Consider the following 14727-nt stretch of genomic DNA (forward strand, 5'->3'; position numbering starts at 1 on the left):
GTCCGGGGTGGTCCTCGCCGGGTTAGGCTCGGCGCCAGTACCAACCAGTCACATCCGTGAACCACCAGGAGGAACCACACATGTCGTCCACGTCCGGCGGATCCGTCATCATCGCTGGGGCCCGTACCCCGGTCGGTCGCCTCCTCGGTGGCCTCAAGTCCCTCTCCGCCGCCGACCTCGGTGGCGTCGCGATCAAGGGAGCACTGGAGAAGGCCGGCGTCTCCGGCGACCAGGTCGACTACGTGATCATGGGCCACGTGATCCAGGCCGGCGCCGGCCAGATAACCGCCCGCCAGGCCGCGGTCAAGGGCGGAGTCCCGATGGACGTCCCGGCGATCACCATCAACAAGGTCTGCCTCTCCGGCATCAACGCCATCGCCCTGGCCGACCAGCTGATCCGTGCCGGCGAGCACGAGGTCGTGGTGGCCGGCGGCATGGAGTCGATGACCAATGCGCCGCACCTGCTGCCGAAGTCCCGCGAGGGCTTCAAGTACGGCGACACCGCCTTGGTCGACTCGATGGCCTACGACGCCCTCTATGACCAGTTCACCGACCAGCCGATGGGCACGCTGACCGAGGCGACCAACGCCGACGGCGCCAGCCTGACCCGCGAGGAGCAGGACGAGTTCTCGGCCCGCTCCCACCAGCTCGCTGCCCAGGCATGGAAGAACGGCCTCTTCGACGACGAGGTCGTCCCGGTCACCATCCCCTCGCGCAAGGGCGACATCACCGTCAGCCAGGACGAGGGCATCCGCGGCGAGACCACCGCCGAGTCGCTGGCCGGCCTGCGCCCCGCCTTCTCCAAGACGGGCACCATCACCGCCGGATCCTCCTCGCAGATCTCCGACGGTGCTGCCGCCGTCGTGGTGATGAGCAAGGCCAAGGCCGAGGAGCTGGGCCTGACCTGGATCGCCGAGATCGGTGCCAGCGGCCAGGTCGCCGGCCCCGACTCCACACTGCAGCTGCAGCCCGCCAACGCCATCATCAAGGCGGCCGAGAAGGAGGGCATCGAGGTCTCCGACATCGACCTCTTCGAGCTCAACGAGGCGTTCGCCGCGGTCGGCATCGAGTCGGCCCGCAAGCTCGGCGTCGACGTGGACAAGGTCAACGTCAACGGTGGCGCCATCGCGATCGGTCACCCGGTCGGCGTCTCGGGCACCCGGATCGTGCTCACCCTGGCGCTGGAGCTGCAGCGCCGCGGTGGCGGCACCGGCGCGGCCGCCCTGTGTGGTGGCGGTGGTCAGGGCGACGCCCTGATCATCAAGGTCCCGGCCAAGGCCTGAACCAGCCGAAGCACACAATCCATTGGCTGAACAGCACGGAACCCCGACGGCCGGCCGACCCCGTGGTCGGTCGGCCGTCGCCGTTCCCGAACTCGTCGAGCGCGCCCGCAGTGGTGACCCGCGCTCGGTGGCGCGCCTGATCTCGCTGGTCGAGGACGCCTCGCCGCTGCTGCGCGAGGTGATGGCCGCGCTGGCGCCGTACGCCGGCAACGCCATCACCGTGGGCATCACCGGCGCCCCGGGCGTGGGCAAGTCGACCTCCACCAACGCACTGGTCACCGAACTGCGCAAGAGCGGCAAGCGGGTCGGCGTACTCGCCGTCGACCCGTCCTCGCCGTTCTCCGGCGGCGCCCTGCTCGGCGACCGGATCCGGATGGGGGACCACGCCACCGACAAGGACGTCTACATCCGCTCGATGGCCTCGCGCGGCCACCTGGGCGGACTGGGCTGGAGCACCCCGCAGGCGGTGCGGGTGCTGGATGCGGCCGGGTGCGACGTGATCCTGGTCGAGACCGTCGGCGTGGGCCAGAGCGAGGTCGACATCGCCGGACTGGCAGACACCACGCTGGTCCTGCTGGCGCCGGGGATGGGCGACGGCATCCAGGCTGCCAAGGCCGGCATCCTGGAGATCGGCGACCTCTACGTGATCAACAAGGCCGACCGCGACGGCGCCAACGCCGTACGCCGTGACCTGCGCAATGCCCTGGCCCTGGCCCAGCGGGAGGAGGACGCCTGGCGCCCGCCGATCCTGATGACCACCGCCGCCAATGGCGAGGGCGTCGCCGAGGTGGTCACCGAGATGGAACGCCACGCGGACTGGCTGCGCGCCAGCGGTGAACTGGCGCGCCGCCGGGCCCGCCGGGCCCGCGACGAGATCGAGGCGATCGCGCTGACCACCCTGCGCGAGCGGTGGAGCAGCCTGGGGTCGCACGAGTCCCTGGCCGGGCTGGCCGTCCGGGTGGCCGAGGGGACGACGGACCCCTACGCCGCAGCCGATGAGCTGCTCGACACGGTGGTCACCTAGCCGGCACCGATTCGGGCGCGCCGGGCGCGCCTCCCGCGCGAAACCCGGTCGGCTTGTTACAAATGGTGCTGAAGTGTCGGGAGTGTCCCGGCCCTGCCGTGCCCGCAACAGGATGGAGAGACGAGATGGACGCCAAGAAGGGCGTGCTCGCCGTCGTCGTACTGTTCGTCGGATTCTGGATGTTCAAGGACCCCAGCGGACTGGCCGACCTGGCCAGCTCCGGCGCCGGCAACGGCTGGAGCCTGCTCACCCAGTTCTTCGAGGCCACCATCAACTTCATCAACGAGCTGCTCTAGCAACGCCATGGGTGTGGTCCAGGCCCTGTCGGATCCCAACATCCGCAAGCACCTGCTCCGCGACGAGGGCGAGGTGATCGTTGACGAGGTGATGCACCACTGGGTGGTCTACGTGGTGCCAGCGCTCGAGATCCTGCTGGCCCTGGCCATCCTGGTCGCGATGCCGTTCGTGGACATCAACCTGGCCTGGTTCCCGTTCCTGCTGGCACTCGCGATCGCGGCACACGGCTGCTACAAGGGGCTGGCGCACTATCGGGACCGCTTCGTGATCACCAACATGCGCGTCTTCCGCGTGCACGGCGTCTTCACCTCCAACCTGGCCACGATGCCGATGAGCCGGATCCTCGACATCACCGTGGTCAAGCCGTTCCACGGACGCATCCTCGGCTTCGGCCACTTCGTCTTCGAGTCCGCCGCCCAGGCCCAGGGGTTGCGCGACATCCGCCACGTCGCCCGCCCCGACGAGCGCGATCTCTCCATCCAGCGGGTGGTCCAGCGCTCGGGCCTGCGCGGGCCCAAGGTGAACTGAGGCAGCGATGGCACTGGACTTCGACCCGATCGACGAGGCCGCACGACAGTGGGGCCTGCGCTGGGACGGCGTACCCCAGATGCATGCAGTGACCTCGCTGATGCGCGTGCAGCAACTCGTGCTCGCCCGCCTCGACGCACTGCTGCGGCCACACGGTCTCACCTTCGCCCGCTATGAGGCGCTGGTGCTGCTGACCTTCTCCAGCCGCGGCGAGTTGCCCCTGGGCAAGATGGGGGAGCGGCTCCAGGTGCACCCCACCTCGATCACCTCGATCATTGCGCGGCTGGTCGACTCCGGGCACGTCGTACGCCGACCGCACCCGCACGATGGCCGGGCCGTGCTGGCCGCGATCACCGATGCGGGTCGCGCCGTGGTGGAGGCGGCGACCGCTGACCTGGTCGGCGCCGGCTTCGGCCTGGAGGCGATGTCGGAGCCTGACCTGGCGCAACTCTCGGACCTGTTGCGTCCGGTTCGTCACTCTGCCGGTGATTTCTGATTCGAAGTGGGTAGGGTGCCGCACGTGAAACGCGTCCGCCTCCTGCTCGCTGCCCTGATGGTTGCGCTCCTGGCCACGGTGGGAACCGCCCCATCGGCCCTTGCCGACCAGGCAGTGCTCGACGGCGAGCCGGTGCCGGGCCTGAGCACCGATCCGGAGAACCCGGTGGACCTGACCGCTGGGCGCTGGCAGGCCACACTGGAGCCGACCGGCTCCGACCTCCAGTTCTCCTACACCCGCACTTCGCGTGACTCGAGCGTCTTCATCGCGGTCAACGGGGCGAGCACGGAGTCCGACCAGGGCTACGAACTGCGCACCTATGCCACCAACGCCGACCGGACCACGTGCGGGGATTCGCGCGTCTCGTCCTCGATGTCGATGCCGGCCCAGGTGCTGGGCGTCAACGTCGTGGTCGGTCCGAAGGAGCACGGCAGCCGGGACTCCCAGTGCCTGATCACCGACGTGGTCCGGTTCACCATCGGTCGCGGCAACGCGTCCTTCGACGAGCCACTCCCGCTCTCGATCACCATCGTGGAGGAGAGCCCGCTGCAGAACGCGTACGAGTCGCTGCCGACCCCGCCCGACGAGGATCCTGCCTTCGTCCCCCCGACGTCCTCGGAACCGACCGAGGTGGTCGGTGGCACCACCCTGGCCGATGCACCGCTGCTCGAGGACGGATCGGTCACCGGGACCATCGCCGAGGGCCAGCAGCTCTTCTACCGGGTGCACCTGGACTGGGGGCAGTCCGTGGCCGCCCAGGTCGACGTCGAGGCCCTGGACGAGGAGCAGCAGGAGATCGTCGGCGGCTGGTCGGTCGATGTCGGCATCTGGGGCTACAACCCGGTGCGCCGCAGCACCGGCTCACTCCTCGATGACACCGACACCTCGGGGCGGATCGGCGAGGAGGGCGACACCCTCACCTATGGCTACGGCCCGGTGCGCTACCTGAACCGCTATGGCGTCAACAGCGCCTATGCCCCCGGTGACTACTACCTGGTGGTGGGGGTCCCGCCTGCCGATGACCGGGAGGCGGTGACTCTCTCCTACACGTTGACCGTCGAGGTCCAGGGCGAGCCGGTCGCCGGTCCGACGTACGTCGAGGACGAGCCGTTCCTGATCGGTCCCGAGCAGCGCTCCGCCGTGGTCTCGGGGACGCCCCGGATGTCCGGGGACGAGTCGGACGCCTGGTTCACCGGCCGTCGGATCACCGGGCTGGGCCTCGGCGTCCTCGGCCTGGTCTGCCTGGGCGTGGGAGCCCTGCGCCTGCGCCGCTGAGCAGCGCCCGACCTGTGATCCCTGAGCAGTCCTAGGCCAGCAGGAACCCGGCGCCGACCAGGCAGAGCAGCCCGACCAGCAGCAGGAGGACGGCAGGCACCCGGGAATGGGAAGTGTCTGCACCGGGTGGCACGGGCTGGTGCATCGTCGGTGCGCCGTGGTCAACCCGCGTCATCGGCCGATGTCCCGGCGCCGACGACACGAGGGTCGAGGAAGCGGTGAGCGCGGCCGTCCCGCCGGGGCCGCCGACGGTGCCGGCCACGGTGGCCCCGTCCGGCGTGGTGGGCACGGGCGCCCTCTGGGCGAAGTGGTCGCGGATGAAGATCGACTCGTCCGGCGCCGGGGGCAGGGTCGTCGACCCCAGCGCGGCCAGTCGCTGCCGGAACTCGCTGGCGCTGGCAGGACGACGGGTGGCGTCCTCGTCGGCCGCCTCGCCGAAGAGTCGCAGCAGGGCGTCGTGGTTCGCCTCGCCGGTGGCCAGGGAAGTGACGTCGACGCCGTGGTTCTCCGCCGAGGGCCGCTCGCCGGTCAGCATCTCGATGCCGACCCGGCCGGCGGAGTAGATGTCGGAGCGGAAGTCCGGGTCCCCACCGCGCCACTGCTCGGGCGACATGTAGCCGGGGCTGCCGATCACCACCGAGGCCCGGGTCATCCGCGGCTCGTCCAGGGGCGCAGCGATCCCGAAGTCGGTCAACCGCAGGTGCGGCATCCGGTGCCCGGTGGGCTCCAGGAGCAGGTTGGCCGGCTTCACGTCGCGGTGCACGATGCCGGCAGCGTGGACGGCTTCGAGCGCCTGCAGCGTCTGGTCCACCAGCAGGGCGGCCCAGCGGACCGGGAGGACGCCGTGCTCCTTGATCAGGCCGGCCACCGAGCCACCGCGGACCAGGGGCATGGTGAAGAGCACCCGGTCGTCCATGCCGGCCCACGACTGTGGGGTCACCACGTGGTCATGGTCGATGCGCATCGACTGCTCCCGCACGAACCGGAGCAACGAGGCGGCATCCGACTGGCGCAGGATCTTGGCGGCCTTGACCTGGCCGTCCTGTTGGTCCAGGACGCACCAGACCGTGCCCATCCCGCCGGTGGCGATCGGGTCGAGCAGTTCATAGCGTCCAGCGAAGACTTCACCCACGGGTGTGACCCTACCCAGATCGAGCCCGTTTACCCCCGTCGGGGAAGATGGTGTCCATGAGCCAACAGCCGTTCTCCCGACCCGGTGCCATCGACCTGTCCGGACTGCGCAACCAGCCTGCCGCGGCGCCCGGGGCCGCGGCCCCTGGCGCCGAAGGCTCGACCGGCGGCGCCTACAGCGTCGTGGTCGACGAACAGAACTTCCAGGGCCTCCTCGAGTCGTCCCGCACCGCCCCGGTGGTGCTGGTCTTCCACGCCCCGTCGCGCTCTCCGGAGAGCAGCCAGATGGCCCGCGACGTGGAGACGGTCGTGGCCGAGCACGAGGGCCGGTTCCTGGCCGGCAGCGTCGACATCGACGCGGTGCCGAGCATCGCCCAGGCCATGCAGATCCCGCAGGTCCCGCTGATGCTGGTGATCCTCGACGGCCAGCCGGTCACCCAGCCGATCCCCGGGCCGGCCCCGATCGACAGCCTGCGGACCATGTTCACCCAACTCGCCCAGCAACTGACCGCCCAGGGCATCACCGGTCGCCACGCGCCGCGCTCGGGAGCCCCCAGCGCAGAGGGCGAGGAGCCCGAGGCGGACCCGCGATACGCGGCCGCCCAGGACGCGCTCGGCGAGGGCAACATCGACCTGGCCGTCGCCGAATACCAGAAGCTCATCGACGCCAACCCTGCCGATACCGAGGCCGCTGCCGGCCTGGCCATGGCCAAGGTGCTCCAGCGCACCCAGGGCGTGGACCTCAATGCCGCCCGGGAGGCAGCGGCGCAGGCGCCCGACGACATCGACGCGCAGACACTGGTCGCCGACCTGGACCTGCTCGGTGGGCACGTCGAGGACGCCTTCAACCGCCTGGTCGAGCTGGTTCGGCGTACTGCGGGGGATGAGCGGAACAAGGCCCGCACCCACCTGATCGGCCTCTTCGACGCCGTCGGCAACGATGACCCGCGGGTGATCCGCGGCCGGCAGAACCTGGCCTCCGCCCTCTTCTGAGCCCCGCATCTCCCAGCTGTAACGCGGGGGAACTGTCGCTTGAGTAGTGCTGTGCGCCTGATTTTCGTCAACACCACCGCACAAGGAGGAGGAGTGTGGGGTGCGGCGCTCAGGCCCCGCGTCCGGACTCGGTGTACGCCGGCCCCCGGCCGTCCAGGGCGGCCAGCGCCGCCTCGATCCGGCGGGCGGTGAAGTCCGCGGCACGCTCGTGCACCTCGGCGAGGGTGAGGAACTCGGCCGAGACGATCTCGCGCTCCTGCTTCACGATCCCGTCCAGCAGGCCGGGGTCGTGGACGCCACCGTCGAAGACGAGGCAGACCGCGTCGTCCCAGCCGCCCCACGGCGGCAGCCAGTCGGTGAGCACCAGCGGGCCGGCCTCGATCTCCAGGCCGAGTTCCTCGGTGAGCTCGCGCGAGGTCGCCAGCCGTGGCGACTCGCCCACCTCGACCACGCCGCCGGGCAGGTCCCAATCGCGCTTGTAGGTGAGCTGGCACAGCAGCACGCGCCCGGCGGTGTCGCGGATCAGCATCTGGCCGATCGCCCGCTTGCGCGGCAGGAACGAGTTGAGCAGGGTGCGGAAGGTCGAGGGATCGCTGAGCGGGGGATCGGTCGCCAGCCGTGCGGAGACGACGTACCCGGTGGTGGCCGACCGCTCCCCGGAGCCCGGCGCGATCCGGCTCAGGCCCTCACGCAGCAGTCCGGAACGGCTGGCCAGGCGCAGCGAGGCGTCGTCGTCGGAGGGCACCAGTGCCTCCACCCGCGACAGGCCCAGGCCACCCTGTCCGGCCTCGGTGAGGGCCCAGTCGGTGAGCAGGCGGACCGCGCGTACGCCGTTGCCGCGGCCCCGGTGGCGGGGATCCAGGCGCCAACTCAACCGGCCGGTGCCCTCGTCGAGCACCCGCACGGCGACCACGCCGACCGGCTCACCGGCGCGCTCCACGTCGAAGGAGTGGGCGCCGGTCTCGGCCGGGTCATGGGCCCGCAGTTCGACGGATCCGTCGCTCAGATTGGGCTGGTCGTCACTCACGCCGCCCACCCTAGACGGCAAAAAGCAGGCGACAGGTGTTGGCCGGCCCGGTTAGCCTCGTGGTCATGCATGGACCCATCGCTTCGATCAGGCTCCGCACCCGCCGCTGACGGCGGGACCGAGCCCTGATTCCTCCCGCCGATCCGGACCTTCCCGGGCGGCGGTCTCGTGCTGCCCGGATCCTCTCGATCCCAGGAGCTTTCCATGCACGACAACACCCAACATCCGGCACCAGTGGACCTGCCCGTCCCGGCCCGCGCTTCGGCACAGATCGTGGCGGAGTCGGTCCACCTGACCCGCGGTGGCCACCCGGTGCTCACCGGACTCGACCTGCGGGTCCCCACCCGCTCGCGGATCGCCGTGGTCGGTGAGAACGGTCGCGGCAAGACCACGCTGCTGCACCTGCTGGCCGGAACCTTGGCACCGGACTCCGGCCGGGTGCGCAGCATCGGGACGATCGGCGTGGCGGAGCAGGAACTCGCCATCGATGAGGAGACCACCGTTGGCGACCTGATCGGGGTCGCCCTGCACGGTCCGTGGACGGCGCTGGCCGCCCTGGACCGAGCCACCTCGGCCTTGGCCGACGGTGCCGCGGGCGCGGACGACGCCTATGCGGTCGCGCTGGACCTGGCCGAGCGGTTCGATGCCTGGGACGCGGAGCGCAGGGTCGACCTCGCCCTGGCCAGCCTCGGGGCCTGTGCGGATCGGCAGCGCCGCCTGGCCACGCTCTCGGTCGGCCAGCGCTATCGGGTCCGACTGGCCTGCCTGCTCGGCGCCGAGCACGACTTCTGGCTCCTGGACGAGCCGACCAATCACCTCGACGCCGCCGGCATCACCTTTCTCACCGAAAAGATCCGCAGCCACCCGGGCGGCGTCGTCCTGATCTCCCACGATCGGGCGTTGCTGCGCGACGTCGCCGACGCCTTCGTCGACCTCGACCCCAGCAGCGATGGCCTGCCGCGGATCCACGGCGGGGGCTACGAGTCCTGGCAGGAGATGCGACGCGGTGACCGCGAGCGTTGGGAGCAGGAGTACGCCGCCCAGTCGCGCGAGCACCAGCGGCTGGAGGAGTCTGTCCGCGCCGCCCAGGACCGGCTCAGCACCGGTTGGCGACCGGAGAAGGGCACCGGCAAGCACCAGCGCCAGTCCCGCGCCCCGGGCGTGGTGCAGGCGGTGCACCGGCAGCAGGCAGCCCTGGAGGCACACCGGGTCACCGTGCCCCCGCCGCCGTTGGCCCTGGCGATGCCGCAGGCACGGCGACTGCCCGGAATCATCCTGCTCCGTGCGGACTCAGTCGCGCTGGCCGGTCGACTGGAGCCGACCTCGGTGGCCGTGGAGCCGGGGGAGCGGCTGCTGGTCACGGGCCCGAACGGGGCGGGCAAGTCCACCCTGTTGCGGCTCCTGGCCGGAGAACTGGCACCGACCACGGGACACGTGCAGCGTGCGCGCACGGCCCGGATCGGGCTGCTCGCCCAGGAGTCGGGAGTGGCGACCAGCAGCCGGAGCCCCGAGCAGGTGTACGCCGCCGAGATGGCAAGCCTGGTCTCCGCAGGCGCACTCACCGAGCGGGAGGTGGTGCCGCTGGGTGCCCTGGGGCTGCTGGAGGGTGCTGCCCGGCGTACTCCCGCACGGCACCTGTCCCAGGGGCAGCAACGCAGGCTGGACCTGGCCCTGGTGCTGGGCAGCAGGCCGGACGTGCTGCTGCTCGACGAGCCGACCAACCACCTTTCCATCGCCCTGGTCGATGAACTCACCGAGGCATTGCGGGGCACCGGCGCGGCGGTGCTGGTGGCCAGCCACGACCGGCAGATGCTCCGCGACCTGGCCGGCTGGCCGAGGCTCGAGCTCGGTTAGGGGCGCCGCCTATGCCCGGTCGGCGACCAGACGCTCGATGCCGCGCAGCGGGATCGGCAGCCACGTCGGGCGGTGCGTGGCCTCGTGCACGCACTCGATGACGGCCCGCTCGGCCAGGTAGGCGTCGAGCAGGATCTCGCGGTGGTGGCTCAACCCCTCGGGCGCATAGGCGGCCAGGAAGCCCTCGGCGGCGTCCCGGGCCCAGGCGTCGGCCACGTCCTCGGCGCCGGGGAAGACGCGGGCGACCACGTTGGCCGCATAGTCCAAGGAGCGCACCATCGAGGCGACGTCGGCCCACACCGAGTCCGGCCGCAACCGGTCGGCGAGCGACAGCTCGGGTTCGCCCTCGAAGTCGATGAAGCGCCATCCCTCCCCGGTGCGCAGTGCCTGGCCCAGGTGCAGGTCGCCGTGGACGCGCTGCACCCGTACGCCGTCCAGCGTCCGCACCCGCTCGAAGATGGCCGACAGCCCGTCGCGATGGCCAGCGAGTTCGGGCACCACGCCGAGCGCGTCGAGCAGTCGCTGCTGCATCCGCGAGCACAGGTTGGCAGCCTCGGTGCCGCTGAGCACGTCAGTGGTGAACGCATCGGCCAGCAGGCCGTGCACCCGCAGGAGCGCCGCGCCGAGCAGCGGCGCCTCGGCGGAGAAGTCGACATCGGTGGACGCGCCCGGCGTGGGCGGTACGTCGTCGGTCGACGCCTCGGCGCACAGCGTGCGCACCGCGGCCGTGGCCAGGTCCCATCCGCCCGCACTGTCGTCGAGGAACTCCTGGAGCACGGCCAGGTGGAGCACCTGGCCGGTCGGCTCGTCGACGGTGTCGAGCCACCCGATCATCGCGGCCACGTCACCGGAGCCGGCCGCGGTCAGGGCACGGGGGAGTTCCACGTCGGGGTTCGGCCCGGCCTCGACCCGGCGGAAGAGCTTGAACATGGACTCATCGCCGAAGGCGACCAGCGAGTTCGACTGCTTGCCGGTGAAGGCACGCGCCCGGGCTGCGGTGTTGACCGCGCCCTCACCGATCCGGTGGAAGCCCAGCCCCGGGGCCGGGTCCCCGGCGAGGGCGGCCTGCGCGAAGGCGGCGATCACCTGGGCCATCGCCTCAGGATCGGCGATGGCGTCATAGGCGTGGGACCGTCCGTGGTCAGGGTCCTCCCAGACCCCGATCAGCGCCGCGGCCAGGCGCTCGTCCTCGGAGGGCCGCAACGAGACCAGCACCTGGTAGCGGTCGCTGGTCCCGTCGGGGAAGGTGACCGTGACCAGGTCGACCACCACGGCCGGTCCCTCCTCGGGCAACGGGAGGGCGCCCACCCGGCGTACGTCGGCAACGGTGAAGTCCTGCTCCGCACCGACGAACCAGTCGGCGGTGTGCAGGAAGTGCCGCAGGCCTGGCCTCATCGGATGTTCCCTTCGTCGGGCGGGAGCGGCGAGCCGTCCGGGGCCAGCCGGAACCAGTAGAACCCATGGCCGCCCAGGGTGAGCTGGTAGGGGGAGTGGTCAATCGTCGGGAACGGCACCCCGCCGGTCAACTCCACCGGCACCCGCCCGGCCCAGGGGGCCAGGTCCAGCGTGACGGGCTGCGGGGAGCGGGAGAGGTTGTGCACGCACAGGATCGCCTCGTCGTCGAGTTCGCGCACATAGGAGAAGACGGCCGGGTTCGAGCCGCCGAGGTCGATGAAGCTGCCCAGCCCGAACGCCGGGTGGTGGCGGCGTACGTGGATCATCCGGCGCGTCCAGTGCAGCAACGAGGACGGGTTCTCCACGCCGGCCTCCACGTTGACCGCCTCGAAGCCGAAGATCGGGTCCTGCACGGCCGGCAGGTAGAGCTTGCCGGGTGTGGCCGCGGAGAAGCCGCCGTTGCGGTCCGGGCTCCACTGCATCGGCGTGCGTACGGCGTCGCGGTCGCCGAGCCAGATGTTGTCGCCCATCCCGATCTCGTCGCCGTAGTAGAGCACCGGCGAGCCGGGCAGCGAGAGCAACAGCGAGGTGAAGAGTTCGATCTGATTGGTGTCGTTGTCGAGCAGCGGGGCCAGGCGGCGCCGGATGCCCATGTGGGCACGCATCCGGGGATCCTTGGCATATTCGGACCACATGTAGTCGCGGTCCTCGTCGGTGACCATCTCCAGGGTCAACTCGTCGTGGTTGCGCAGGAAGATGCCCCACTGGCAGTTGTCGGGCAGGGCCGGTGTCTGGGCGAGGATCTCCGAGATCGGCGCCCGCGATTCACGGCGTACGGCCATGAACAGGCGCGGCATCACCGGGAAATGGAAGGCCATGTGGCACTCGGTGCCGGCCATGCCGCCGGCGCCGTCCGGCTCCGGGCCGAAGTATTCGACCAGGTCACTGGGCCACTGGTTGGCCTCGCAGAGCAGCACCCGACCCGGATAGGAATCGTCGAGCAAGGCACGGACCTTGCGCAGGAACGCGTGCGTCTCGGGCAGGCTCTCGCCGTTGCTGTCCTCGCGCTCGTAGAGGTAGGGCACCGCGTCCAGCCGGAAGCCGTCCACGCCGCGGTCCAGCCAGAACTGCATCGCCTCGACCAGGGCTTCGTGGACGGCGGGGTTGTCGAAGTTCAGGTCGGGCTGGTGGCTGTAGAAGCGGTGCCAGTAGTGCTGCTTGCGGACCGGGTCCCAGGCCCAGTTGGACGTCTCGGTGTCGGTGAAGATGATCCGCACGTCCGGATAGCCGGTGTCGTCGTCGGCCCACACGTAGAAGTCGCCGTACGGGCCGTCGGGGTCGGCGCGGCTCGCCTCGAACCAGGGGTGCGCATCGCTGGTGTGGTTGAGCACGAAGTCGGTGATCACCCGCATCCCGCGCTCGTGGGCCTGGTCGACGAAGTGGGTGAAGTCGTCCAGCGTCCCGACCTCCGGGGCCACCTCGGTGTAGTGCGCCACGTCGTACCCACCATCGCGCAGCGGGGAGGGATAGAACGGCGGCACCCACAGGCAGTCCACGCCGAGCCAGGACAGGTAGTCCAGTTTCTCGGTCAGGCCGGCGAAGTCGCCGACCCCGTCACCGGTGGAGTCACGGAAGGAGCGGACCAGGACCTCGTAGAAGACCGCCGTGCGGAACCAGTCGTCACCGGGCATGCGGGCAAGCCTCGCCGATCACCCGGCACCGCGCAAAATGTCCGCTCAGGTGAGCCGCCCCGATGCCTTGGTGAGCTTGTTGCTGCCCGCCTTCGACTGCCAGGATGCGCCGTGGGTGAGCCCGCTGTCCGGGTCGGCCATGTCGTCGACGTGGAACCAGTCCGCCTGGACCCGCTGGGTGGTGAAGTCGACCACCATGCAGCCGGTGCTGAACCCCTCGCTGTACTTCACCCAGGGGTTGGCCAGGGCGTTGTTGGTGGTGAGCACGGTGTCCAGCACGTTGCCCACCCCCGGGACCACCTGGTTGATCATCGTGGCGACCGACGGGGAGGCGACGCCGGGGGTGATGAACTCGACGGCGACCGCCTTGCGGTCGAGCAGGTAGTGGTTGGTGCGCCGTGGGATCTCGGCGGCGAACGACTCGTGGACGTCGCCGGTCAGGATGACCACTCCGTCGACCCCGGCCATGCCCTCGACCAGGCGCCGGTGCTGGGCCAGGAAGCCGTTCCAGTCCTCGACATAGATCTGCGCGATCGGGTCGGCGAACATCTGCGACAACTGCGGGCCGAGCAGGTCGGTGACCTGCCCCGGGACATTGCCCAGGAGTTGCTGGGGGAAGAACGGCACCTGGTTGCCCAGGACCTTCCACCGCGAGGTGCTCGCGGAGATCCCCGAGATCAGCCAGTGCTCCTGCTCGGAGCCGATCATCGTCGCCTCCGGGTCACTGGAGCCCTTGCCCAGGTAGCCGTAGCCGAGCAGCAGGCTCTTGGGCGCCTCGCTGCGGAAGCGCCGTTCGTCGAGCATCCACAGGTCCACCGTCTTGCCGAACTGGACCCGGCGGTTGATCCGTGCCCAGTCGTCGGGATCGGTGTGCCGGATCGGGAGCCACTCCAGGAAGGCGCGCCGCCCGGCATCAGCACGGGTGGCCCACTCGCCCTCGGTCTGCGGGTCGTGGTTCTCGGCACCCTCGCGCCAGGTGTCGTTGGCGATCTCGTGGTCGTCCCAGACCGCGATCATCGGGTGCGCGGCGTGGAGCGCCTGCAGGTTCGCCTCCAGCTTGTAGCAGCCGTGGCGGGTGCGGTAGTCGCCCAGCGTGATGCACTCGTGCAGCGGGTCTGCGTTGCGCGGGTTGGCGGGATAGTCGGCGATCACGCCGCCGGGGGCGTATTCGTAGACGTAGTCGCCCAGGTGGAGCACCGCGTCCAGGTCCTTGCGCTGGGCGAGGAACCGGTAGGGCGCGAACCAGCCCCAGTCATAGTTGGCGCACGAGACCACGCCGAAGCGGATCGGCGTACTGCTGGCGGGTGCGGGCGAGGTCCGGGTCCGGCCGGTCCGCGAGGTGGCACCGAGGGCGGAGAAGCGATACCAGTACGTCGTGTGGGGAGCCAGCCCGCGCACGTCGACGTGGACCGTGTGGTCCCGCTCGGCGGTGGCCGTCACCTGCCCGCTGGCAACCACCTGGCTGAAGGCCTGGTCGCGGGACACCTGCCACGTCACCGCCACGGCCGGGCCCACCCCGGATCCCGGGACCGCCTCGACCGACGGGGTCACCCGGGTCCACAGCACGACCCCGTCGGGCAGCGGGTCCCCGGAGGCGACACCGTGCACGAAGGGAGCCCCTTCGGCGACCGCTTGCGGCCACTGCGCCAGCGCCATCACGGCGCCGGCGCCCAGCGTGCCGGCGATCAGGGTACGGCGACCGATCCCGGTCGTGACGATGCTGTTCATCCCAA

13 protein-coding genes are annotated in these 14727 nt (G+C 70.6%); 8 read left to right on the forward strand and 5 right to left on the reverse strand.

What is annotated here, in order from left to right:
• Positions 1-80: 80 nt before the first annotated feature.
• The 6 genes from Q9R27_RS03625 to Q9R27_RS03650 all read left to right on the forward strand — a co-directional run bounded on the left by Q9R27_RS03625 (position 81) and on the right by Q9R27_RS03650 (position 4903).
• The gene (locus Q9R27_RS03625) at positions 81-1283 is read left to right on the forward strand and encodes an acetyl-CoA C-acetyltransferase (RefSeq protein WP_311250973.1); all 1203 of its coding nucleotides are present in this window, start codon (positions 81-83) and stop codon (positions 1281-1283) included.
• A gap of 22 nt (positions 1284-1305) precedes the next feature.
• Entirely contained in the window at positions 1306-2307 is a 1002-nt protein-coding gene (gene meaB, locus Q9R27_RS03630; RefSeq protein WP_311250974.1) for a methylmalonyl Co-A mutase-associated GTPase MeaB, read from the forward strand.
• Positions 2308-2432: 125 nt separating this feature from the next.
• Positions 2433-2603 (forward strand): hypothetical protein, encoded by a 171-nt coding sequence (locus Q9R27_RS03635; RefSeq protein WP_311250975.1) that lies wholly within the window; start codon positions 2433-2435, stop codon positions 2601-2603.
• A gap of 7 nt (positions 2604-2610) precedes the next feature.
• Positions 2611-3132, forward strand: a complete 522-nt coding sequence (locus Q9R27_RS03640; protein WP_311250976.1) for a PH domain-containing protein — start codon at positions 2611-2613, stop codon at positions 3130-3132.
• Between the two features lie 7 nt (positions 3133-3139).
• A complete protein-coding gene (locus Q9R27_RS03645; protein ID WP_311250977.1) occupies positions 3140-3628 on the forward strand; it encodes a MarR family transcriptional regulator in 489 nt (162 codons plus the stop codon).
• A 24-nt stretch (positions 3629-3652) separates the two neighbouring features.
• Entirely contained in the window at positions 3653-4903 is a 1251-nt protein-coding gene (locus Q9R27_RS03650; protein ID WP_311250978.1) for a hypothetical protein, read from the forward strand.
• A gap of 31 nt (positions 4904-4934) precedes the next feature.
• On the opposite strand, the gene Q9R27_RS03655 is transcribed toward Q9R27_RS03650, so the two are convergent.
• On the reverse strand, positions 4935-6035 hold the full coding sequence (locus tag Q9R27_RS03655) for a serine/threonine-protein kinase (RefSeq protein WP_311250979.1): 1101 nt from the start codon (positions 6033-6035) through the stop codon (positions 4935-4937).
• Positions 6036-6091: 56 nt separating this feature from the next.
• On the opposite strand from Q9R27_RS03655, the gene Q9R27_RS03660 reads away from it, so the two are divergent.
• The gene (locus Q9R27_RS03660) at positions 6092-7027 is read left to right on the forward strand and encodes a tetratricopeptide repeat protein (RefSeq protein ID WP_311250980.1); all 936 of its coding nucleotides are present in this window, start codon (positions 6092-6094) and stop codon (positions 7025-7027) included.
• A 109-nt stretch (positions 7028-7136) separates the two neighbouring features.
• Here the strand turns inward: Q9R27_RS03660 and Q9R27_RS03665 are convergent, their stop codons facing one another.
• Positions 7137-8054 carry a GNAT family N-acetyltransferase gene (locus Q9R27_RS03665; RefSeq protein WP_311250981.1) on the reverse strand — a complete coding sequence of 306 codons (918 nt, stop codon included), beginning with the start codon at positions 8052-8054 and terminating at the stop codon, positions 7137-7139.
• Positions 8055-8258: 204 nt separating this feature from the next.
• Between Q9R27_RS03665 and Q9R27_RS03670 the strand changes: the two genes are divergently transcribed.
• Positions 8259-9908, forward strand: a complete 1650-nt coding sequence (locus tag Q9R27_RS03670; RefSeq protein WP_311250982.1) for an ABC-F family ATP-binding cassette domain-containing protein — start codon at positions 8259-8261, stop codon at positions 9906-9908.
• Positions 9909-9917: 9 nt separating this feature from the next.
• Here Q9R27_RS03670 and Q9R27_RS03675 read toward each other — a convergent pair whose 3' ends face one another.
• From Q9R27_RS03675 to Q9R27_RS03685, 3 genes are read right to left on the reverse strand one after another with little or no spacing between them, the layout of a single operon-like run.
• Positions 9918-11303 (reverse strand): maltokinase N-terminal cap-like domain-containing protein, encoded by a 1386-nt coding sequence (locus Q9R27_RS03675; RefSeq protein ID WP_311250983.1) that lies wholly within the window; start codon positions 11301-11303, stop codon positions 9918-9920.
• A complete protein-coding gene (treS, locus tag Q9R27_RS03680) occupies positions 11300-12994 on the reverse strand; it encodes a maltose alpha-D-glucosyltransferase (RefSeq protein WP_311250984.1) in 1695 nt (564 codons plus the stop codon). Before treS ends, Q9R27_RS03675 begins: the two co-directional genes overlap by 4 nt.
• A gap of 45 nt (positions 12995-13039) precedes the next feature.
• Positions 13040-14722 carry an alkaline phosphatase D family protein gene (locus Q9R27_RS03685; protein ID WP_311250985.1) on the reverse strand — a complete coding sequence of 561 codons (1683 nt, stop codon included), beginning with the start codon at positions 14720-14722 and terminating at the stop codon, positions 13040-13042.
• Between the last annotated feature and the right edge of the window lie 5 nt (positions 14723-14727).

It is taken from the genome of Nocardioides sp. AE5 (assembly GCF_031844485.1).
In the GTDB taxonomy this organism is placed as follows: domain Bacteria; phylum Actinomycetota; class Actinomycetes; order Propionibacteriales; family Nocardioidaceae; genus Nocardioides.